This window comes from Saccharothrix espanaensis DSM 44229, from assembly GCF_000328705.1.
In the GTDB taxonomy this organism is placed as follows: domain Bacteria; phylum Actinomycetota; class Actinomycetes; order Mycobacteriales; family Pseudonocardiaceae; genus Actinosynnema; species Actinosynnema espanaense.
The window spans coordinates 6,244,725-6,267,373 of record NC_019673.1 but is presented as its reverse complement, the minus strand read 5'-3'; the positions used below and the strand labels follow the sequence as shown (position 1 = coordinate 6,267,373).

The window sequence follows — 22,649 nt, the reverse complement described above, 5'->3', positions numbered from 1 at the left end:
AGCGGCGGGGTCGACGGTCGTGGGTTGCGCGGCGAGTGCAGTGAATGTTTCGACCTGACGGGTCGATCGTCCAGGGTCGATGGGCACCGAAACCCCCGGCTGTGCCGTTCTCGCGAAAGCTGTGTGAGTCATGATCGGCTGGCAATTGCCCCGGACGGGACCTGGCTCGCTGACCTCACGGTCCCGGTTGTGGCTGTGTCGCTCGAAGGTATCACTGCTGATCGAGCTGCTTTGTAGTACTCGTTGATGAAAAGATCCCGTGGTGACGAAGGTGCGGCGGGTCAGTGCGCGAAGCCCGAGCGCGAGGGCTTGAGTCTCGCAGGGGTCGTGCTGCTCATCCTCGCCGCACCGTCCCGGCGCAACTTCTCCGCGATGCCCTCGGTCGACCAGTCGGCCTTCCTCAATCGGTTCGAGACAGCGGCCGTCGTCCAGTCGACTGTCGGCGTGGTCGCCCTCCATCCGGCCCCACGGCAAGCGCATGAGTCGACGTAGTCCGGTGTCGGCGCGTGAGCCGGGCGGGTGTTCGGTCAACTGGGTCGACATCGCAGTGGGGAAGATCTTAGTGAGCGAGCCTGATTCGGAGGTCCGGCGGCGAGGTCGCCGCGCAGGTGCCGGGCGAGGTCACCGCGCCGTGCATCTTGGCGCTTCGCTTTCCCATCGCGGCTGGGTGTCATCCAGGTGCTCACTCGGTCTGCTCATGCGTTCGCCGCTTCGTAGGCTTTGATCACGTCATGGGGCACACGGCCCCGTTCCTTGACCTGGAATCCGTTCTGGCGTGCCCATGTCCGCACGCTCGTCAAGTCCTGCGCGATGGTGGGGCGCGTGGGCTGAGTCGGCGCGACCTCCTCCAAGGCCGTGCCCTCGCGTACCGCGGCGCGCACTTCCTCGGGGCCGCGTGTCGGCTCCAACTTCGCCGGCTCCACCAGCTCCGACACGGTCACGTTGTCGAGACCCAACCCCGCCGCCAGCTGACTGATGTGGGTGTGGTGGCTCAGCACGATGACCTGCCAGCGCTTGGCCAATTCGGCCATGACCCGGAGAGCGGCAGCGGCACGCGCGTCGTCGAACGTCATCAGCACGTCGTCCAGAACGACAGGCAGCGTGGGCAATCCGCGGGCCACACGGCTCTCCTGGAGGGACGCGATGCCCGCGAGCCGCAATGCGAGAAACGCCTGGTCCGCGGTTCCCTCGGACAGCTCATCAGGTGCGTGCGCGTGTTCGTCGGCTCCCACGATGCGCAGCGATCGCCCGTCCTTGCCGTGCTGGGCACGCAGCGCGACGTACCGGCCCTCGGTGAGCTGTTCGAGGATGCGACCCGCCGCGTCGAGCAGCGGAGAGGCGTGCTTGCGCTCGTGAGCTTCCAGTTCACTTCGCAGAACCGTCCGCTGGATCTCGACGTCCAGGTACTCCTCGACGTGCTCGGCCAGCACGGCCAGCTTCTCCTCGGCCTTGGCGTGCAGCTCCGCTGCTCCGGGACGCGTGGTCAGCTCGCGGTACTGCTGCTCCAGCCGAGCGTGCTCCCCGACCGTCCTCTCACGAGCTTCGGTCGCCGTGTCGGCGAGTCGTTCGGCGGATTCCGCTGCGGCACGCACGGACTCGGTGTCGACCTCTGCCAGATCGGACACCAACTGGTCGATGTCGAGGTCCGGCAGCGCCGCCCTGATCACCTCGGTGTGCTTCGCAGCCCGTTCTTCGTGGTCCACGAGGAGGCGTCCTCGTCCTGCAGCGTGGTCGAGGTCGTCAGAGCCGACACGGTGGTGGAGCACCGCCAACTCCTCGGAAGCGAATTCCCGCTGTCGTGTCGTGTGTTCGACCCTCGCCTTCAACGCGGTCAGTTGGTGCTCGAAGTTCTCCGATGTCGTCTTGGCCTGCTGCGCTGCCCGCAGGCGGTCGGACAGCAGGGCGGTGGTTTCGGTGGGATCAGCGGCCACGTCGACGTCCAGCAGCGCGGCCACCCGGGAGAGTTCCTCGGCGAAGAGCCGGTAGCGCTCGCGGTGCACGTGAGCCTCTTCGCGGTGGCGGTTCGCGTCGGCGTGCAGGCCATGGGCCCGCGTCACGACGTCCCGTCGTCGGTACCACCCCGTCGGACTCATGATGGGCAGTCCGACGGTCAGGAAGGCGGAGACCCACTTCGCCTCGATCGAATCGCGAGTCGCCAGTGCCTGGTCGCGATCAAACTGCGCGGCCTCCCGCAGCTTCCGCATCTGCTGCGCGACGGCACGCGATCCTCGCGCCTCGGCGTCCTCGGAGAGCACGTTCTCCGCAGCCGTCACCAGCATGTCCAGAACGGCACCGGGACGCGGACGTCCGGCTTGTGCGAGCAACTCTGCCAGGTAGGTGCGCTGCTGCTCGACGAGGGGACGCAGGCTCTCCCCGAGGTCCCGTGCCGTCCGAGCCCTGCCCTCGGCGGCCAGTGCGTCGATCAACAGAGCACGGTGTGCGATCGCCTCGGCGGGCGGAGGAGCGGTTACACCTGTCGGCTGCCAGACTGCTGTCCAGTTCTGCCGTGCCAGCGCCAGTGCGGACTCTGCGGCTTCCACCGCCGCTGCGGCGGCGCCGGACTCGACGCGTGCCGCCGCGAGCTGGCTGACCAGAGCCGATCGTGACGCGGCCGCCTGCCGGTGCTCGGAAATCAGGTCGGCCATGGAGTCGGCGTGTCGGATGGCGCGCTCCGCCTCCACGGGGAGGCCCGGTGCGCGCGATGCGGACATGCCCGCCACCCACGCCCGCACAACGTTGTCGAAGAGCCTGTCCCGCTCGGCGCGTGCGCTCACGACCGCGGCGGGGTCCGGGACGTCGCGATCAGCGCTCGTGCGCAACCCTTGTTCGAGCTCGCCGACCCGGTGTGTGGCGCGCTCCGCTCCGGAACGCGCGGTACGTAGTGCTTCTTCGCACGCGATGAGCTGGTCGCCGCTGGTCTTGGCCGCGTCCAGCGACGGAACGTCGCCGATGTCCGCGTGAACCGGAAGACCTGCTCGGTTGAGCAGTTCGGCGCGCTCGGTCGTCGCCTTGTGCGCCGCGTGCAGTGCTTCGTCGAACGCCATCGGCGCCGAATCTGCGGCCTTCAGCGATTCGAGCGCCTCGCGCAGTGCCGAGACGGATTCTGTCGGCGCTGCGGCAGAATCGCAGCTCTCGGCCGCCTCCTGGTCGAGAGCGGTGGCCACCCTTTTCTCGGAGGAGGACAACGCCGCGTTCGCGTTGTCGAGTTGGGACGCGACGGTGTCGAACTCGGCGATTCGATCCTCGCCGAGCCACAGACGGGACAGCGCGTCCTCGACCCGCAGGTTCTCGACACCGGTGAGGCTGAAGAGCAGCGCCCGAGCCTCGGTGTCCAGCAGATCGGCATCGGACAGTGATTTCCCGGCGGTGGCCATGCCTTCGACCCGTGCTGTGCACTCGTGGACCAGCAGGGTGATCGCCGACTGCTCGGCCAGGACATCGTGCTCGACGGTGATGGCCGCCGACTGCTCCTCCACCGCCTTCCTCTGTCGCTCGACGTCCGCCAGGTCGTCGTCGAGCGACCGGAGCCGCCGGGTCGCGTCGTCCCACACCGCGAGGTCGTCTCCCACCAGGCATGGTCCGGCGGCACGCAGCTCTGCTGCGCGGGCTCGCGTGCGTGCCAGGTCCCGGACCTCGCCCACGACCCTGAGCTTGGCGCTCCACGTGTCGTGCCCGGCCCTGGCTCTGTCGGCCTCGGCACGCCGCAGGGCCAGATCACCCGCAGCCCGTTCCACGGCCGCCCGCACCTCCATCACGTGATGAGCGCGCGCCATCGCCTGTTCTGTCTCGGACACGGCGTCCTGGTACTCGGCGAGCGCCTGGCGTGCCTCGACGTTCTTGTTGTTGCGGTGGCTCTTGTACAGCGTGTCGGCTCGTGCCGATAGGTCTTCGAGTATGCCGCGGACCGAGTGCCCGCTGCGCGCCTGGAAGATCAACGACGCCAGGTCGCCTCGTGCCTGGCACAGATCACGCCCACCGGCGCGCAGAGCTTCGTGCGACAGCCCGAACGAGGTTTTCCACCGGGCGCGATCGTCCCCCTCGCCCTGCCACACCGCCGTGATCCCGGCACCCGTCGCGATGTCGCTCAGGCCGCTCGCGACGCGCTCGACGCGCAGTTCCACCTCGTCCGGCAGGAAGAGGGTGGCGCGCAGCACGAGTGCTTGCCTGCTGAAGCGGAAGCTGCGCGATGAGTGGAGCGGGATCGACCAGAGCAGGTCGGCCAGGGCGTCCAGAGTAGTGGTCTTGCCGGTCTCGTTGCCGCCGAGGACGAGGCTCAGGTCGGAGCCGAAGTCGACGGACCTGTCTTCGAAGGCCCCGTAGCGGGCGAGTTCGAGCGTTCTCACGCGCATCAGCTCACCTCGGGGGACAGCTTGGCCACCAGGGCGTCCAGGGCCGTAGCGGTGATTCGGCGCAGCACGTCGTCGTCGCGCAGGTCGAGCAGGCCACTCCGGCGCAGTTCGAGGCCGAAGTCACGGTCGGGCCACTTCGCCATTTCGTGGACGAGACCGAGGTCTGCGGTCAACTCCCGGCCCCGTTGGCGGACGGCATCGAGCAACCGGTCCTCGACGTTGCCGTCGGCTCGTGGGGGTCGCGCCTGCGAGACGCCCTTTTCGAGGGTGACGCCGGCGCGCTCCGCGATGGAGCGCACCGTCTCGGTCAACCGGACGCGATCGCTCAACGTTCCGGCCACGGCGGTCTCACCGGTGATCGTGACGCGGGCCAGCAGCGGGCGGTCGCCGGTGATCGTCCGTGCCTCGGCCAGGCGGCGCTCGACGGAATCGAACACCTCATCGATCGATCGCAAGCCGGTGGCATCCACCTCGACCTTCTCCCAACGGGCCACGTCGAGCGGCTCGAAGGACAAGACCGCCTCCTGGTCAACGGCCAAGTCCACGATCAAGGCACCTTTCGGGCCCGTCTCATTCGCGTGCCTGCCTTGTAAGTTGCCCGAGAACGCCGCCACTCGGTGGCCCTTGTTCACCACTCGTCGGGTGTGTACGTGGCCAAGGGCGAAGTACTCGTAGTCCTTGCGCTCCAAGTCCGCGGGCGAGCACGGAGCGTACCTCGCGTGCCCCTCCGCCCCCGAGACCGCCGTGTGGAGGATGCCGACGTTCACCAGTCCTTCGACGCGATCGGGGTAGGACAGCGCCAGGTTCTCATCGACGGCCTTCGACGCGAAGCCTTGACCGTGGACGGCCAGGCCGAGGTCGTCGACGGTGATCGTCTCCGCCTTGTCCGTGCTCATGACCGTGACGTTGCCGGGCAAGGGCAGGGCTTTCGTGACGACGCTGGCTGCGTCGTGGTTGCCGGCGACCATGAAGACGTGCACCCCGTGCTGGTCCAAGACGTCCATCTGCCGGGCGAAGAACTGACCTGTCGCGTAGTCGCGCCAGTCGCCGTCGTAGATGTCCCCGGCCAGCACGAGTGCGTGGGCGCCCTTGTCGACCACCAACCTCACCAGGTTCTCCATCGCGCGTCGCGACGCCAACCGCAACCGCCGGGCGAGGTCGTCGTCAGCGAACCTGCTGAGCCCACGCAGGGGACTGTCGAGGTGGATGTCGGCAGCGTGCACGATCCGCACCCCGGTCACCGCCGGCCACTCGACCGGCACGTGCGGACCGCGGGCAGCAGCGCCGAGTGATGATCACGCGAAAACTCCATGGCCCGCACATCGCGGCTGTCCTCCATAGCGCTACATCGGTCATCTATCGGCCCGCGCGAGCGATCCTCGCGTAGTGGGTGGTTGCTGCGACAAGGCGAAAATCCCACTGACGTAGTTCACCCGTTAGGGCGCTAACGCCGAATGGAGCTGACGCGACGTAACCGCTGTCACCGTTCTGGAGGCCGTCCGCGCGGCTACGGTGCGACACCTGAGGGGGCCGAGTGGGACTGTTCGACCGGCTGCGGCAGAGGTTCGGGGGCGGGGCCACCGCGATCGCGCCACCTCGATACCTTCCGCCCGTACCACCGCAGGTTTCCGCGCCGTACCCGCCACAGCCCGTCGCCGCACCGCATCCGCGCCCACCGCAACCTGCTTCGCCCCGCCGTCCTGCGGTGTCCGGGCATTCCTGGGTCCCAGTCGGTGCGACGACATCGCTGGCAGGTCGGACTCTGCCCGGGATGGTCTACTTCGGACGGCTCACCAGGAGCGACGTCGTGTCCGGCGGGAACGTCGAGGTCATCGACCCGACACTGCCGATCGACTGGCGCAAGCCGGACTTCGCGGGTCAGGAGATGGACTACTGGCCCGCCTACCACTCGATCACGCCACGGAGCCGAGCTGCGTACCTGCTGTGGCTGGAGGGCGGCCGGTGGGCGGCCGACGCCTACATCGGCTATGTCTTCCTGTACTTCTACGGCCTGGAGCGCCGTGCGCTGGTCGACGCGCAGCAGGATCCGGCCGCGCGAGCCGACCTGCCGCGCATCCTGAGCGAGGTCGTGCGCCTGCTGACCGTCTACGGCGGCAATTCGTCGTTCCGCCAGTACGCGACCGAGTTCCAGCAGGCCTTGCGCGCGCTGATCAGCAAGGGAGTGGGCCCCGCCCCCGACCCGGCCGAGCACGACAAGTGGCCTCCGCCGCTCACCTTGCGCGTCGGCCTCGGTCGCTTCGCCGCCGAGGGGCGTCCGCTGCCTGTGGAATGGGCGTGGTCGTGGGCCATGCTGCACCCGGAGATCTATGCGCGAACGCCCGCGACCCGGTGCCCGGACGAGTTCCGCGCGCTGTTCACCACTCGTTACCGTGCCCGCTGTCCCGACGGCCTTCGCATCCGCTCGCTCAAGAGCCGGGTGGACTTCTCCTACCGGCCGGCGAGCGGCGGTCTCCGCAGCACGACGTGGCACTTGGACGTGCCGGACGTGTTCACCTCCGCCGCGCCGACGAAGGTGCTCAAGGCGTTGGTGGACTCGTGCACGGACGACCTTGACGCGTACAGCCGTCTGATCGGTCGTCGACCCGAGGCGGCGGGAACGCTGCCCGCGCTGGCCCTCCTGCCAGACGAGCTGTTCACTGGCGACCTCGCCGGTCTGCGCCCGTTGCGTGAACTGGTCGACCGGACCCTTCCCGACGACGTGCGGCAGGCCCGGCTCGAGCTGGCGGACTTGACCTCCCTGTGGCCGGCCCGCACCCCTGGCAAGTTCGCCAAGGCCGACGCGGTCGGTCTGGCGCAACTGCTGGACAAGTTCGGCATCGGCATCGAGCCCGATGTGCGCCTGGGCGGTCCGTTGCAGAGCGCGGGAGCGGCCGTGCTGTTCCGCGTCACAGCTGCGCAATCCGCGACCACGACGCCCGAGTACACCGCCGCCGCGACGTTGCTGCACCTCGCCGCCGTGGTCTCCGCCGCCGACGACGACGTGTCCACCGCCGAACGGGACCACCTGGTCTCCCATCTGGAGACGAGCCTGCACCTGACCCCGGGGGAGCGGATCAGGCTGACCGCCCACTTGGACTGGCTGCTGGCGTCGAAGCTGAAGCTGACCGGGCTCACCAAACGACTGGGTGTGCTGACTGATGGCCAACGCGCCCACGTCGCCGAGTTCGCGACCGCGATCGCCGCCGCCGACGGTGTCGTCTCACCCGCCGAGGTCGACACGCTGCGCAAGATCTACAAGTTGCTGGGGCAGGAGCCGGACGCCGTGTACGCCGAACTGCACGCCCTCACCTCTGCGTCCACCCGCCCCGCTCCGGCCGTCGAACCCGTGGTCGTCATGCCCGCGGATACCGGCCCGACCGGCTATCTCATCCCGCCTCCGCCGACGCCCGACCTGCCGGTCGGAGTCATGCGCCTCGATCCCGCCCTGGTAGAGGCGACGATGAGGGAGAGCGCGGCTGTGGCCGCCCTTCTCGCCGAAGTCTTCGCCGAGGAGCCGGAAGATGCGGCGCCACCGTCACCCGCACCAGTGGTCGCGGTGGACCTCGTCGGACTTCTCGACGCCGCCCACTCCACTTTGTTGAGGGAACTGTCCACGCGACCGTCCTGGACCCGTCTCGAGTTCGACGCTCTCTGTGCCGAGGCCAACCTGATGCCCGAGGGCGCGCTGGACGTGCTGAACGAAGCGGCGGTCGACGCCGCCGACGAACCGGTCGTAGAGGACGACGGCGACCGGCTCCTGATCAACGACTACGCATTGGGAGAACTGCTCGCATGAACGACACACGCATCCGGCCGCGCGACCGCGACGCGATCATCCAGTCGCTGCGGGCGGGCGTCGTGCCCCGTTCGGGTCAGCAGCACGTCCAGGTAGGGCGTGTACGCGAGGTCGAGTCGTTGCTGCGCAACCTCGACAGCGTCGCCGACGGCGGCTCCACGGCCCGTTTCGTCATCGGGGAGTACGGCTCCGGCAAGACGTTCTTCCTGAACTTGGTCCGAGCCGCCGCGCTGAAGAAGCGCTTGGTGACCATGCACGCCGACCTTGCCCCCGACCGCCGCCTGCACGCCACCGGCGGCCAGGCCCGGAGTCTCTACGCCGAGCTGGCCCGCAACACCTCCACCTCGGCCAAGCCGGACGGCGGCGCGTTGGCGGGCATCGTGGAGCGCTTCGTCTCCCAGGCACTCGCCACCGCCCGCGAACAGGGCACGTCACCGGAGCACGTGATCCGGCAGCGCATGGCCGAGCTGTCCGAGCTGGTCGGCGGCTACGACTTCGGCACCGTCGTGGAGGCCTACTGGCGGGGCCACGACACCGGCAACGAACAGCTCAAGATCGACGCGGTGCGCTGGCTGCGAGGCGAGTTCACCACCAAGACCGAGGCCCGAGCCGCGCTCGGCGTGCGCACGATCGTGGACGATTCGAGCTTCTACGACCAGCTCAAGCTGCTGTCGCGCTTCGTGTGCATGGCCGGCTACACCGGTCTGCTGGTCTGCCTGGACGAAATGGTCAACCTCTACAAGCTGACTTCCGCGCAGGCCCGTTCCGCCAACTACGAACAGATCCTGCGCATCGTCAACGACAGCCTCCAGGGCATCAGCACCCACGTCGGCTTCCTGTTCGGCGGCACGCCCGAGTTCCTCATGGACACCCGTCGCGGCCTGTACTCCTACGAGGCGCTGCAGTCTCGTCTGGCGGAGAACGCCTTCGCCGCCAACGGCCTGGTGGACCACTCCGGCCCGGTGCTGCGGCTGGGCAACCTCACCCAGGAGGACTTCTACATCCTGCTCACCAAGCTGCGCCACGTGCACGCCTCGGGCGATCCGACGCAGTACCTCGTGCCCGATGCGGCGCTGCACGCGTTCATGCGCCACTGCTCGCAGAACATCGGCGACGCCTATTTCCGCACACCCCGCACCACGATCCGCGAGTTCCTCAACCTGTTGTCCGTGTTGGAGCACAACCCGGGCCTGCCGTGGGAACCGCTCGTCGGCGGGGTGGTGCTCGAGGCGGAGCGCAATCCCGACCTCGCACCGCTGGAGCCCGCAGCGCAGGACGAGTCGAGAGTGGACGATGAGCTGGCCACCTTCCGCCTCTGACACCCCGCCGGGATCATCCCAGTTCTTCCGCCTCCACCAGAAGGTCCAGCGCTGGATCCACCGGCAGGGGTGGCCGAGGCTCAACGATGTGCAGGAGCAAGCCATCCCCCTGGTGCTCAAGGGGACCGAGGACGTGATCGTCTCCGCGGCCACCGCGTCGGGCAAGACGGAGGCAGCTTTCCTGCCGATCTGCTCCGCCCTGCTCGACGAGGTGGACGACGGCGGTATCCGGGTGCTCTACGTGTCACCGCTCAAGGCGTTGATCAACGACCAGCACCGCCGACTCGACGAGCTGTGCGAGGACTTGGACCTGCCGGTGCACCGCTGGCACGGCGACGTGCCCGGTTCGGCCAAGGCGAAGGTCCTCACCAAGCCCGACGGCATCCTGCTCATCACGCCGGAGTCGCTGGAGGCCATGTTCATCCTGCGCGGCATGGAGATCAGCCGGCTGCTGCGAGCCTTGCGGTGGGTCGTGATCGACGAGATGCACTCGTTCGCCGGCACCGAGCGGGGTGCGCAACTCCAGTCCCTGCTGCACCGCGTCGAGCTGGCGACCCGGCGTCGTGTTCCCCGCATCGGGTTGTCGGCCACCCTGGGCAGCATGGAGTCGGCGCGCGACTACCTGCGTCCCGGCAACGGCCAAGCCGTTCACCTCCTGACGTCCTCGCACCAGAGCGGAGACACCAGCGTCATAATCCGCGGGTACGTCAACGAGGCGCCCGCCATCGAGGACGACGAGACCGACGGCGGTACCTCCGTCGAGCGCATCGGCGAACACGTGTTCACCACCCTGCGCGGTGGCAACAACCTCGTCTTCTTCGACCGGCGCGGAGATGTCGAGGTGTACGCCGACCGCCTGCGCCGCCGCAGTGAGGAACGCGCCGTGCCCAACGAGTTCTTCCCCCACCACGGCAGCCTCGCCAAAGACGTGCGGGAGCACGTCGAAGACCTGCTCAAGGGCAATCGGCCCGTTACCGTGCTGTGCACCTCCACGCTGGAGATGGGCATCGACATCGGCACTCTCAGCTCGGTCGCCCAGATCGGGGCGCCACCCTCGGTGGCGAGCCTGCGCCAGCGCATCGGTCGCTCTGGACGTCGTGGCGAGCCGGCCGTGCTGCGCATGTACGTGACCGCTCAGGAGATCACTGCTGACATCGCGCCCCAGGACGAACTGCGTGCGGAACTGTTCCAGGCCGTGGCGATGATGAGCCTGCTGATCGAGCGGTGGTACGAGCCTGCGGACACGTCCGCGCTGCACCTGTCCACGCTCGTCCAGCAGATCATGTCCGTCATCGCCCAGCACCAGGGAGCGCACCCGGTCGAGCTGTTCCAAGCGCTGTGCCACTCCGGGCCGTTCGCGCACATCGACCAGACCACCTTTGCCTCCGTGCTGCGCGACCTCGGCCGAACCGAACTCGTCCAGCAGGAACCTGACGGTCTGCTGTTGCTCGGCAGGGTGGGCGAGCGGATCGTCAACCACTACTCGTTCTACGCTGTCTTCGCGGAGAAACAGGAGTACCGGCTGGTCCACGGCTCTCGCACCCTCGGCGTGCTGCACGTGACCACACCCACCGAAGTCGGTTCGCTCGTCATCTTCGCGGGCAGGCGCTGGAAGATCGTCTCCGTCGATGACCAGGCGGCCCTGATCCAGGTGGAGCCCTCGCATGGCGGACGGGCACCCCGGTTCGCCGGCGGCCGTGCCGAGATCCACGACGAAGTCCGCCGTCGGATGCGCGCCTGGTACGAGTCCGACGACATCCCCGGCTACCTCGACGCCACCGCTCAACGCCTCTTCGACGAAGGACGCGCGGCCTACCGCCGCTTCGACCTGGCCCAGAAGCCCGCGCTGGCCAAGGGCAAAGACACCATCGTCTTTCCCTGGCGCGGCGACCGGATTCTCAACACCCTGACAGCCTGGCTGACCCGTGCGGGCGCGTCGCCGGTCCGCGACGGCATCGCCTTCACGGTGCCCGAATGCACACCGGCACAGCTGCGCGCGGTCCTCCAGCAACTGTTGCTGGAGGATGACACCACCGCCGAGGACATCGCCGCCTCGCTGCCCGACACCGCAGTCGAGAAGCACGACGTCCATCTCGGCAAGCCACTGCGTACCAGGGGCTACGCCGCCGGGTGCCTGGACATGGCCGGGGCCCGTTCCACGCTGGCCAACCTCGTCGACCGGCTGCCCGAACACGACGCCGACCTCATCACCGGAATCCCCTCCGTTCCGCCACCTCTCTTCGCCGCCCCGACCGCCTATGCGGTCGTGGACGTCGAAACCACCGGCTTCGCGGCTTGGCGCAAGGACCGGATCATCGAGGTCGCGGTCATCCGCATAGCCCCCGACGGCACCGTCCTCGGCGAGTGGAGCTCGCTGGTCGACCCACAACGCCGACTCGCGGCCAGCGAGGTCCACGGCATCACGCAAAAGGAGTTGGTCGGTGCACCCGTATTCGCCGACGTGGCGCCCGCCCTGGCCGCCCAGTTGAACGGCGCCGTCGTCGTAGCCCACAACGCCTCGTTCGACCTGAGCTTCCTGAACGCGGAGTTCGCCCGCACCAGCACGCCGTTCTCCCCGAGCGCGACACTGTGCACGATGAAACTCGACAACCACGTCCACCAGGCAGGCCGCCGCAAACTGCACGACTGCCTGACCGGTATCGGCACACCGGCCGCTCACGTCACGGCTCACCGAGCACTCGCCGACGCCAAGGCCGCGGCGGACCTGCTGTGCCACTACCTGGCCACAGCGCCCCACGATGTGCGAAACCTCATCATCGGGTCCGAGCTGAGCATTCCGTAGGCCCGCAGACAGACGAACCGGCGATACCCGGCGAGTTCATGCGCGCCAAGCCTCCCCGAGTAATCCTGCGCGGGTGAACGCCCAGAGGCTGAGCGGCTGTTTCCGAGCTACTGGTGTTGGGCGAGTCGGCGGCTGGTGACGCGGATCATGGACCAGCGGACCATGGGCCTGTGGTGATGAGGGAGCCGTTCGGAGTTGCGGGTGGAGTCGACCGGTGCCGACTGTCCGGGCGGGCAACCGCCCAAAGACCCGCGCAATCCAGACCCGGCGCGGTGGTCACCGCGGGACGGCTGGATGTGCCCGGTCGTCCCGCGGCGAAGGGGGAGGTGGTCGGTCAGCAGCTGCTGGTGGTGTCGCCTCCGTCGACGGTGCAGGTGTCGGTACCCAGGCCGCCGTTGGCGGTGTCGCCGCCGATGCCGTCCTGGACGTCGATGGTGTCGTTGCCGAGGCTACCGGCCATGGTGTCGGTGCCGTCGTGGTCGATCAGGGTGTCGTTGCCGTTCTGGCCGTCGAGGTTGTCGTTGCCGGGGCCGCCGTCGATGGTGTCGTCGCCGTTGTCGAACAGACCCAGCAGGCTGTCCAGCAGCGACTCGCCCTTGCTGGTGTCGTTGCCGAGGCCGCCGTAGAGGGTGTCGGCGCCGTTGCCGCCGACCAGGACGTCGTCACCGGTGCCGGCGTGGATCGTGTCGGTGCCGTTGCCGCCGGTGATGGTGTCGTTGCCGCCCAGGCCGCAGATCACGTCGTTGCCGTTGGTGCCGTTGAGGGAGTCGTTGCCCGCGGTGCCCACGATGGTGCAGCCCAGGGCGTTGTCGACGGTCGTGGACTCGGTGTCGGTGTTGTTGGCGGGCACGGGGTCGGGTTCGGTGGCCGAGACCGCGGCGGTGGCGGTGGCGGTGCCGGACGTCGACGGGGTGACGGAGATGGTCACGCTCGCCGAGCCGGAGCCGGCGATCGTGCCGAGCGTGCAGGACACGGTGGCGGCGCCGGTCGTGCACGATCCCTGGGACGGGGTCGCCGAGTTGATCGTCGTGGACGCGCCGCTGAGGGTGGTGGACACCGTCACGCCGGTGGCGGTGCTGGGTCCGGCGTTGGCCGCGGTGACGGTGTAGGTGTACGGATCGCCGCCCAGGGACACCGGGTCGGCGGAGTCGGTGACCGAGACCGACAGGTCGGCGTCGGCGTAGGTGTAGCGGGAGGAGGCGGTGGCCGCGCTCGTGCCGCCGACGGTGGTGACGGTGACGTCGACGGTCCCGGCGGAGTGGGCGGGGGCGACTGCGGTGATGGAGGTGGAGCTGGTGACGGTGAACGAGGTCGCGTCGACACCGTCGAATCTCACCGCTGTCGTCCCGGTGAGGGCGGTGCCGGTGATGGCGACGGCGGTGCCGCCCGCGGTGGGTCCGCTGGTCGGGTCGAGGGCGGTCACGGCGGGAGCGGCGACGTAGGTGTACCCGCTGCCCGGTGCGCTGGTGCCGCCGGCGTTGGTGACCGTGACGTCGACGGTGCCGGCCGTGCCCGCGGGCGCGGTGGCGGTGATGGAGGTGTCGTTGACGACGGTGAACGAGGTGGCGGGGGTGCCGCCGAAGGCCACGGCGGTGGCGCCGGTGAAGTGGGTTCCGGTGATGGTCACCGGGGTGCCTCCGGCCGCCGGGCCCGTGGCCGGGTCGACCGCGCTGATCACCGGGGCGGGGTCGAGGTAGGTGTACTGGTCCGCGGCCGAGGTGGTGCTGACGCCGGTCGGGGTGGTGACGGTGACGTCGACCGGGCCGGCGGCGTGGGCCGGGGCGGTGGCGGTGACGGTGGTGTCGTTCACGGCGGTGAACGAGGTCGCGGGCGTGGCGCCGAACCGGACGGCGGTGGCCGCGGCCAGGCTGGTGCCGGTGATGGTGACGCTCGTGCCGCCCGCGGTCGGTCCCGTGGTGGGGCTGATCGCGGTGACCCTCGGCTGGACCACGTTCGCGGTGGTCACGCCGAACGGGCCGGAGCCGACCGCGAAGGTCGTGGTGACGGTGTTGGTGGCGGTGTTGATGGCGGCCACCGAGCCGGCGCCGTTGTTGGTGGCGTACACGGTGGACCCGTCGTCGGTGACGGCCACCCGGCTCGGGTTGCTCCCGACCGGAACGGTGGCGGTGACGGTGTCGGTGGCCGTGTCGATCACCGAGATCGTGTCGGGGCCGATGTTGGCGACGTAGGCGCGGGTGCCGTCGGGGCTGACCGCGACGCCCGACGGGACCGCGCCGACGGTGATGCTGCCGGTGACGGCGTTCGTGGCGGTGTCGATCACGGCCACGGTGCCGGCGCCGTACCGGGCGACGTAGACGGTGGCACCGTCGGGGGTGATGGCCACGCCGGCCGGCTGGGTCAACCCGAGGTTGATCGTGCCGGTCACCGTCGCCGTGGCGGTGTCGATCACCGAGACGGTGCCCGAGGCGTCGTTGGTGACGTAGGCGGTGGCTCCGTCCGGGCTGATGGCCACGCTGGTGGGGTTGGCGCCGACGGTGACGGTCGCGGTCACCGCGTTGGTGGCCGTGTCGATCATCGACACGGAGTTCGACCCGCTGTTGACGACCAGGATCCGCGTGCCGTCGACCGTGATCGCGATCCCGATGGGCTGTGAACCGACCGCGATGGACGCCACGACCGCGCCCGCGGCCGTGTCGATCACCGACACGCCGCCGCTGAGCTTGGCGACGTAGACCCGCGCGCCGTCCGGCGTGGCCACCAGGCCCAGCGGCGTGGAGCCGACCACGATCGTCGAGGCCACCGTCGCGGTCGTGGCGTCGTAGGCGGTGACCGTGTTCGCGCCGCTGTTGGCGACGTAGGCGAACGGGTGGGTGACGACCGCCGCCGAGGCGGGCTGCGCGCCCACGGCGAGCAGCCCCGCCGACGCCACCGACACCGCTGCCGTCATGGCCAGCCGCCGGTGCCAGCCACCTCTGCGGCGGCGCGATCTCTGAAAGGTTTCAACACTCATGGGAGGCTCACATTCCTCTTCGGGAAGTACGCGGCAGATCGGAAAATAACGGGAGACGTCAGTGCACACCCCTGCCGCTGTGAAAGCAACATACATTTTTGCGGACATCGTTCTCGTGCGGGACGCAAATGTCAAAGAATGAAACCGGAGGGTGTGCGACTGGTCGCGCGGCGCAACTCTACGTCACCCACGAGGCGTTGACCAGGCATGATTCCACGGCTGCGGGCGTCCAAACACGGCCACGTAACTCAAGGTCATCTTCCGGTGCGACCAGTAGCCTACTATTCCGGCCGGCACCACGACGATTTACGACAAGTTTGCGGGTCGGCTTTGCGAGAACTGCGGACAGGTAAACCGTGAGTGTGCGCCCCTGCGCCGTCCGGGAAAACTTCGGTACACGTTCGGCGTATGCCGGAAATCGCCTTCCGCCAGGCTTCGGCCCCCATGTCGACATGACGGCCACGAACGCAAGCGACCTGGATCAGACCTGGTGCAGCCGGCATGTCCGGTGCGGTACCCGTCCTGATGGCGGTGGGCGATCACCCCGGCCACCCCCGTACCGCCGGCGACCGTCGCAGTCGTGCGCGCCCGCGTCGGAGCAAGCCCGCCCAGGCCGTGAAGAACGCCGACAACCACGAGTACCGCGCGGTGTTCATCCCGCTCGGCCGACCTCGTGACGTCGCGGTCACCGGCGCAAACCGGTACCACGACACCTGCGTTCGCGGCTGTCGCCGGCCGTCCGCGGTCGGTGGGCGCCAGCGTCGGTCGGAGGTCAGCTGTCGGTTCGGGCGGCCCGTCGCCACTCGGCCGGTGTCAGGCCGTAGCGGGCCCGGAAGCGGCGGGTGAAGTGGGCAGGGTCCGCGAACCCCCAGCGGCGGGCGGTCAGCGCGACGGTCCGGTGGGCGTCGGTGGCGCGGGCCAGTTCGTCGTGAGCGCCGGCGAGCCGTTCCTCGATGATCCACTGTTCGAGGCTGAACCCGGCCCGCGCGCACAGTTGGTACAGGTGGCGCACCGAGATGTGGTGCGCCCCGGCGATCGCGGCCGGGCTCAGGTCGGGGTCGGTCAGGTGCCGGCGGACATACGTCCGGACGCGGGTGAGCAGGGTTTCGGCCAGGGCGGCGCGGCCGTGCCGGTCGGGTTGTCCGGCCGACAGCAGGAGCGCGCGGGCCAGCTCGACGTTCGCCGCGCCGAGGGCCGGCGCGGCGGGGTCGGCGGCCAGCCGGTCGGCGTTCGCGACGAGGTGGGCGATGTGGTCGGTCACGAGCCGGTGCAGGGGGCTGCGCGGCAGGTCGGCGATGGCGCGCCGGACGACGTCGACGGGCAGGCCCAGGTGGTCCACGGGCACCTGGAGACAGCCCGCGCCTCCCGGTCCGGACCAGGAGAAGTCGTAGGGCGCGGACAGGTCGACGGCCATCAGCTCGCCGGGCGCGACGACCCGCCGCCGCCCGAACTGCTCGTGCCGGCCTCGCGCGCGCTGCTGCACCGACAGGGCCACGACCGGCATCGCGTCCTGCTTGGCCTGTTTCCCGGTGCGCAGCAGGCGGATCCCGGTGGCGTGGGTGGTGAACACGTTGGTGCTGCCCAGGTCCCAGACGCCGAGGCGGGCGTGCACGTCGTCGTCCGGGTTCTCGTGGATGACCTGGCAGGGTGCGGAGGCGCGCGCCATCGCGGACCGGACCGCCTCGACCCGATCCCGGGCCGGGAGGTCGGCGGTGTCGAGAATGTAGGCCATCACCCCCACCTTCGCGCGCGCTGCCGACCAGTGTGCACGGTGGGCCGCCCACCGTGCACGCACAGCCCGCACCGGTGATCGGCTTCCTCCCTACGGTGCTGACGTGGTCACGATGCTCAGGGGCAGGGCGGCCGAGTGCGCGGCGCTCGACGGGGTGGTGCGGGCGTTGCGCGACGGCCTGAGCGGGGTTCTGGTGTTGCGCGGTGATCCGGGCATCGGCAAGACGGCCCTGCTCGACCACGTCACGGGTTCGGCAGCCGGGTTGCGAGTGGTCAGGGTGGCCGGGGTGGAGTCCGAGGCGGGGTTCCCGTTCGGGGGCCTGCACCGGCTGCTGGTCCCGCTGCACGGCGACGTGGACGACCTGCCACCCGCCCAGCGGGGCGCGCTGCGGGTGGCGTTCGGGTTCGACGACGGACCGCCCGCCGACCGTTTCCTGGTGGGGCTGGCGGCGCTGACGTTGCTGGCGCGGGTCGCCGAACGCGGCCCGGTGCTGTGCTGCGTGGACGACGCGCAGTGGCTCGACGAGGAGTCCTCGGGCGTGCTGGCCTTCGTCGCGCGACGCCTGCACGCCGAGGGCGTCGGCCTGGTGTTCGCCGCGCGCGGCGAGGTGCCCGGGTTGGTGGGGCTGCCCGTCATCGACGTGACGGGGCTGCCCGAGACCGCCGGCGTCGAGCTGCTGAAGTCGGTGGCCGGACCGGTGGACGGCCGGGTGGCGGCGCGGATCGTGGCGGCGGCCGGTGGCAACCCGCTCGCGCTGACCGACCTGGGTCGTGAGCTGTCGGCGGACCAGCTGAGCGGTGGGGTGTCGCTGCCGGACCCGCTGCCGGTGGGCAGCCGGTTGGAGGAGCACTACCGGCACCGGGTCGCGACACTGCCCGAGCCCACCCGGTGGTGGCTGCTGCTCGCGGCGGCCGAGCCCGGCGGGGACCTCGCCCACATCGCCGACGCGGCGGCGTGGCTGGGCCTGGCCGGTGGCGCGAGCGGACCGGCCGAGGCGGCGCGGCTGCTGTCTGTCGGGACCACCGCCGCGTTCCGGCACCCGCTGGTGCGTTCGGCGGTGTATGGCGGGGTGACCGGCGTGGAGCGCAGACGGGTGCACGCCGCACTGGCCGCCGTGACCACCCGGCCCGCGGACGCGGACCGGCGGGCGTGGCACCTGGCGGCGGCGTGCGTGGGCCCCGACGACGACGTCGCCGCCGAGCTGCTCCGCTCGGCGGACCGGGCCGGCGCGCGGGGCGGCTACGCGGCCCGCACCCGGTTCCTGACCAGGGCGGCCGAGTTGACCCGGGACGGTCCGCGCCGCGCCGACCTGCTGCTCACGGCGGCCGAGGCGGCACTGACCGCCGGCGCGCCGTGGCAGGCGATGACACTGCTGGACACCGTGACCGCCGCGCCGATGGAGGGCTCAGGTCAAGGTCGGGAGTTGTTGGTGCGGGCCGGTGGGTTGGTGATGCTGGGCGGTGAGGGAGCCTTCGCGCAGGGAGCCGCGCTGTGCCTGCGGGCCGCGCTGGCGTTCGCCGAGCTCGCGCCGGGGACGGCCCGGGAGGCGGTGCTGGAGACGATCGAGCACACCATCCGCGCCGAACACCTGCTGACCGGCACCACCCCCGCCGAGGTCGCCAAGGTGGCCAGGGGAGTCCTGGCCCGCACCGGCTCGTCGACCGCCGCCGACCTGCTGGTGCGCGCGTTCGTGGTGCTGGTCGACGAGGGGCACGGGCCCGCCGTGCCGCACATCCGGGAGGCAGTCGCCGCGCTGCTCGACCCGGTGACGCCCGACGACCAGGTGCTGCGCCGGTACCTGACCGGGGCGTCGCTGTGCCTGCTGCTGTGGGACGCCCACCTGCACCGCGCCGTGGTCCGCCGGGCCGTCGACATCGCCCGCCGGACCGGTGCCCTGTGGCAGCTCGACGTCGCGCTGTACTGCGCCGCCATGGGCGAGGCCTACCTCGGCGAGCTGGGTGCCGCCGCCGACCTGCTGGCCCAGTGCCACGACGTGCGGCGGGCGATCGGCGGCACCGACGAGCTGTGGGCGGTCTACCGGCACCCCGAGCTGCTGGGCTGGCGCGCGGAGGGCGACGACCTGGAGGAGGTCCTGAACCGGTCGTTGGCGGCCGGCACGTGGCTGGGCTCGGGTTCGGTGGAGTCCATCTCCCGCGCCGGCCTGGTGGTCCTCGCCCTGGGGCGCGGCGACTACGCGCGGGCGCGGGCGATCGCCCAGCGGATGGCGGACGCCGACGTGACCGGGTTGCACTCCCGGCTGCTCCCGGACCTGGTGGAGGCCGCCGTGCGCAGCGGTGACCGGGTGCTCGCCGCCTCCGCGCTCGCGAAGCTGACCGACCGGGCGACCGCTGCCGGCACGGTCTGGGCCCGGGGCGTGCTCGCCCGCGCGCAAGCCCTGCTCGCGCCGGTCGGCAGCGCCGAGCCGCTCTACCGCCGTGCGATCGTGCTTCTGGCCGACACCCCGGCCCGCGCCGACCTGGCACGCGCGCACCTGCTCTACGGCGAGTGGCTGCGCCGGTGCCGCCGCCGTCGCGACGCCCGTGACCAGCTGCGTACGGCGGTGGAGCTGTTCGATCGGATGGGTGCCTCCGGGTTCGCCGCACGGACCGCGCAGGAACTCGCCGCGACCGGTGGAACCGCGCGCCGCCGCACGACCGGGACCGCGCCCGGCCTGACCCCGAGGGAACTCGCGATCGCCACGCTGGCGGCCGGAGGCGCGACGAACACCGAGATCGCCACCCAGCTGTTCATCAGCGCCAGCACCGTCGACTACCACCTGCGCAAGGTCTTCCGGAAGCTCGGCGTGACCTCCCGGCGGCGGCTCGCCCGGGAGTTGTCCGGCTGACCCTCGTCACGACTACGCGTTCCACGGGATTCGAACGCCCGCACCCGCCCGCGACGATCGGCACGTTGCGACCGGAGGACGAGGGGAGCGCTACCGATGCCCTACGTGACAGCCGCTGACGGCGCGCGGATCTTCTACAAGGACTGGGGCGAGGGCCGACCGGTGGTGCTCAGCCACGGCTGGCCGCTGAACTCCGACAGCTGGGAGGCCCAGCAGCTGTTCCTGGCCCGCGGCGGCTTCCGCGCGATCGCCCACGACCGGCGCGGCCACGGCCGGTCCACCCAGACCTGGCACGGCAACGGGATGGACACCTACGCCGACGACCTCGCCGCGCTGATCGACACCCTTGACCTGCGCGACGTGACGCTGGTCGGATTCTCGACCGGCGGGGGCGAGGTGGCCCGCTACATCGGCCGACACGGCACCGCGCGGGTCGCGCAGGCCGTCCTCGTGTCCGCCGTGCCGCCGTTCATGCTCCAGACCGACGACAACCCCGGCGGCGTGCCGGGCGACGTGTTCGACGGCATCCGCGCGGGTTCGCTCGCCGACCGCTCGCAGCTGTACCGCGACCTCGCCGACGGCCCGTTCTTCGGCAACAACCGGCCGGGTGCCGACGTGTCGCAGGGCGTCCGCGAGGCGTTCTGGCGGCAGGGGCTGGAAGCGGGGCACCACAACGCGTACGAGTGCGTTGCCGCGTTCTCCGCCACGGACTTCCGCGCGGACCTGGACGCCTTCGACGTGCCCACGCTGGTGATCCACGGCGACGACGACCAAGTCGTCCCGTTCCACGTCGGCGGCCAGGCGTCCGCTGCCCGGATAGAGCACGCCACGCTCACCGTGTACCCGGGCGCGCCGCACGGCATCACCGACACCCACAAGCAGCAGCTCGCCGACGACCTGCTCGCCTTCCTCAGGAGCCTGTGATGACCGCACCCGACACCATCGTCCTCATCCACGGGTTCTGGGTGACCCCGCGAAGCTGGGAGCACTGGATCGCGCACTACGAGAGCAAGGGGTTCACGGTCGTCGCACCGGCGTACCCCGGCCTGGAGGTCGAGGTCGAGGCCCTCAACGCGGACCCGACGCCGATCGCGGAGCTGACCGTCCCGAAGATCATCGACCACTTCGCGGCGGTGATCGACGCGCTCGACACCCCGCCGATCCTCATCGGGCACTCGGCCGGCGGCGCGTTCACCCAGATCCTGCTCGACCGGGGCCGCGGCGCGGTCGGCGTCGCGCTGAACTCCGCGCCCACCGAGGGCGTCCGCGTGGTCCCGCTCAGCCAGCTCAAGTCGACGTTCCCGGTGTTCAAGAACCCGGCCAACCGGCACCGGGCGGTCCCGATCACCTTCGAGCAGTGGAACTACGCGTTCACCAACACGTTCACCGAGCAGGAGTCCCGCGCCCTCTACGAGCGGTACGCGATCCCGGTCAACGGCGGCATCGTGTGGGGCGGCGTGCTGGCCAACTTCCAGCCCGGCCACCAGGACACGTGGGTCGACTACCACAACGACGCCCGCGCCCCGCTGCTGTTCGTCGCCGGCGGCGAGGACCACATCATGCCGCCCGCCGTGCAGCACTCCAACGCCAAGCACTACAAGTCGAACACGGTGACCGAGGTCGAGGACCGCCCCGGCTTCGCCCACCTGCTGCCCGCACAGGAGGGCTGGGAGGCCATCGCCGACCACGTCCTGGACTGGGCACTGCGGCACGCCCGGTGACCCTCGCCACGATCACCCGTGTCGGCGGTCCGACGACCGTGGTCGAGTTCGGCGGGTGGCGGCTGCTGACCGACCCGACGTTCGACCCACCGGGCCGCCGGTACGGGTTCGGGTGGGGAACGTCGTCGCGCAAGCTCACCGGCCCGGCGATCCCGGTCGCCGGGCTCGGCGCGGTCGACGTCGTGCTGCTCACCCACGACCACCACGGCGACAACCTCGACGACGCCGGCCGCGCCCTGCTCGCGGACGTGGGCACGGTGGTGACCACGACGTCCGGCGCGCGACGGCTCGGCCGGGGCGCGCGGGGGTTGCGGGCGTGGGAGACCACCCGGTTGTCGCACCCCGGCCGTCCCGACATCGAGATCACCGCCACGCCGTGCCGCCACGGACCACCGCTGAGCACCGTGCTCGTGGGCGAGGTCATCGGTTTCGCGCTTCGCTGGGAGGGCCAACGGAACGGGGCGTTCTGGTGCACCGGGGACACTGTCCTGCACCGAGGGGTCCTCGCTGTCGCCGACCGCGTCCGGGTCGGCACCGTCCTGCTGCACCTCGGCGGCGTCCGCTTCCCGATCACCGGCCCGATCCGCTACTCGATGACCGCGCGCCAGGCGCTCCGATTGGTCGACGCGGTGCGCCCGCACGTCGCGATTCCCGTGCACTACGAGGGCTGGCAGCACTTCCGGGAATCTCCGGAGTCCGTCGAACGGGCATTCGCCGACCGCCCGGAGGTCCGGTGGCTGCCACTCGGCCACCCCACCACCGTCACGGTCTGACCCCGGCGCCCCATCTCCGCTCGTCCTGGCCGGGCAGCCCGCAGCCGCGAGTCAACGCCTCGGGCGCGTGCTCGCGCGCCAAGAGGTGGCGGGCCGCCTGGGCGCTGTCGGGAGCCGGCCGCTATCGCCCTCGCCGATGGCCAGGTGAGGACGAGACAGTCCTGCTGCCGGCTGACCCGGCTCGGGGGCGACGCGGTGATGCCGAAGTCTCGCAACGACTCGACGGGCTCAGCGCCGCAGTCGGCCAACGCCTCCACGACGCCCGCCCTGCACCCCCGGCACGCTCGGCTCGCCGCTTCATCACCGACTCCATCGCGCACGACGGTGCCCTCACCATCAT

At 70.5% G+C, this 22,649-nt stretch carries 11 protein-coding genes; 7 read left to right on the top strand and 4 right to left on the bottom strand.

Going from position 1 to position 22,649, the window contains the following annotated elements; all coding sequences use genetic code 11:
* Nucleotides 1-695 precede the first annotated feature (695 nt).
* Complete coding sequence (locus BN6_RS27035; protein WP_015102974.1) at nt 696-4,349, bottom strand: AAA family ATPase; 3,654 nt, start codon at nt 4,347-4,349, stop codon at nt 696-698.
* The gene (locus BN6_RS27030) at nt 4,349-5,572 is read right to left on the bottom strand and encodes a metallophosphoesterase family protein (protein WP_231905436.1); all 1,224 of its coding nucleotides are present in this window, start codon (nt 5,570-5,572) and stop codon (nt 4,349-4,351) included. The genes BN6_RS27035 and BN6_RS27030 overlap by 1 nt, the downstream gene beginning before the upstream one ends.
* A 311-nt stretch (nt 5,573-5,883) precedes the next feature.
* Here BN6_RS27030 and BN6_RS27025 point away from each other — a divergent pair, with 311 nt between their 5' ends.
* From BN6_RS27025 to BN6_RS27015, 3 genes are read left to right on the top strand one after another with little or no spacing between them, the layout of a single operon-like run.
* Nucleotides 5,884-8,145, top strand: coding sequence for a tellurite resistance TerB family protein (locus BN6_RS27025; RefSeq protein ID WP_015102972.1), 2,262 nt, complete (start codon nt 5,884-5,886; stop codon nt 8,143-8,145).
* On the top strand, nt 8,142-9,464 hold the full coding sequence (locus tag BN6_RS27020; RefSeq protein WP_015102971.1) for an ATP-binding protein: 1,323 nt from the start codon (nt 8,142-8,144) through the stop codon (nt 9,462-9,464). The genes BN6_RS27025 and BN6_RS27020 overlap by 4 nt, the downstream gene beginning before the upstream one ends.
* The gene (locus tag BN6_RS27015) at nt 9,439-12,267 is read left to right on the top strand and encodes a DEAD/DEAH box helicase (protein ID WP_015102970.1); all 2,829 of its coding nucleotides are present in this window, start codon (nt 9,439-9,441) and stop codon (nt 12,265-12,267) included. Before BN6_RS27020 ends, BN6_RS27015 begins: the two co-directional genes overlap by 26 nt.
* Before the next feature lie 334 nt (nt 12,268-12,601).
* Here BN6_RS27015 and BN6_RS42485 read toward each other — a convergent pair whose 3' ends face one another.
* Nucleotides 12,602-15,307 (bottom strand): IPT/TIG domain-containing protein, encoded by a 2,706-nt coding sequence (locus tag BN6_RS42485; RefSeq protein WP_158509442.1) that lies wholly within the window; start codon nt 15,305-15,307, stop codon nt 12,602-12,604.
* Between the two features lie 703 nt (nt 15,308-16,010).
* Nucleotides 16,011-16,970: an AraC-like ligand-binding domain-containing protein gene (locus tag BN6_RS27005; RefSeq protein ID WP_015102968.1), complete on the bottom strand. Its 960-nt coding sequence runs from the start codon at nt 16,968-16,970 to the stop codon at nt 16,011-16,013.
* A 112-nt stretch (nt 16,971-17,082) separates the two neighbouring features.
* Between BN6_RS27005 and BN6_RS27000 the strand changes: the two genes are divergently transcribed.
* The 4 genes from BN6_RS27000 (at nt 17,083) to BN6_RS26985 (ending at nt 22,309) form a co-directional block, all read left to right on the top strand.
* Nucleotides 17,083-19,815, top strand: coding sequence for a helix-turn-helix transcriptional regulator (locus tag BN6_RS27000; protein ID WP_041318272.1), 2,733 nt, complete (start codon nt 17,083-17,085; stop codon nt 19,813-19,815).
* Between the two features lie 96 nt (nt 19,816-19,911).
* Nucleotides 19,912-20,739, top strand: a complete 828-nt coding sequence (locus BN6_RS26995; RefSeq protein WP_015102966.1) for an alpha/beta fold hydrolase — start codon at nt 19,912-19,914, stop codon at nt 20,737-20,739.
* Nucleotides 20,739-21,536 carry an alpha/beta hydrolase gene (locus BN6_RS26990; protein ID WP_015102965.1) on the top strand — a complete coding sequence of 266 codons (798 nt, stop codon included), beginning with the start codon at nt 20,739-20,741 and terminating at the stop codon, nt 21,534-21,536. The genes BN6_RS26995 and BN6_RS26990 overlap by 1 nt, the downstream gene beginning before the upstream one ends.
* Nucleotides 21,533-22,309, top strand: coding sequence for an MBL fold metallo-hydrolase (locus tag BN6_RS26985; protein ID WP_015102964.1), 777 nt, complete (start codon nt 21,533-21,535; stop codon nt 22,307-22,309). The genes BN6_RS26990 and BN6_RS26985 overlap by 4 nt, the downstream gene beginning before the upstream one ends.
* Nucleotides 22,310-22,649: the final 340 nt, after the last annotated feature.

Excerpts from the sequence above, each read along its gene's own strand:
- BN6_RS27035 (WP_015102974.1), bottom strand. The coding sequence starts at position 4,349 with ATGCGCGTGAGAACGCTCGAACTCGCCCGCTACGGGGCCTTCGAAGAC.
- BN6_RS27020 (WP_015102971.1), top strand. The coding sequence starts at position 8,142 with ATGAACGACACACGCATCCGGCCGCGCGACCGCGACGCGATCATCCAG.
- BN6_RS27015 (WP_015102970.1), top strand. The coding sequence starts at position 9,439 with ATGAGCTGGCCACCTTCCGCCTCTGACACCCCGCCGGGATCATCCCAG.
- BN6_RS27005 (WP_015102968.1), bottom strand. The coding sequence starts at position 16,970 with ATGGCCTACATTCTCGACACCGCCGACCTCCCGGCCCGGGATCGGGTC.
- BN6_RS27000 (WP_041318272.1), top strand. The coding sequence starts at position 17,083 with ATGCTCAGGGGCAGGGCGGCCGAGTGCGCGGCGCTCGACGGGGTGGTG.
- BN6_RS26995 (WP_015102966.1), top strand. The coding sequence starts at position 19,912 with ATGCCCTACGTGACAGCCGCTGACGGCGCGCGGATCTTCTACAAGGAC.
- BN6_RS26990 (WP_015102965.1), top strand. The coding sequence starts at position 20,739 with ATGACCGCACCCGACACCATCGTCCTCATCCACGGGTTCTGGGTGACC.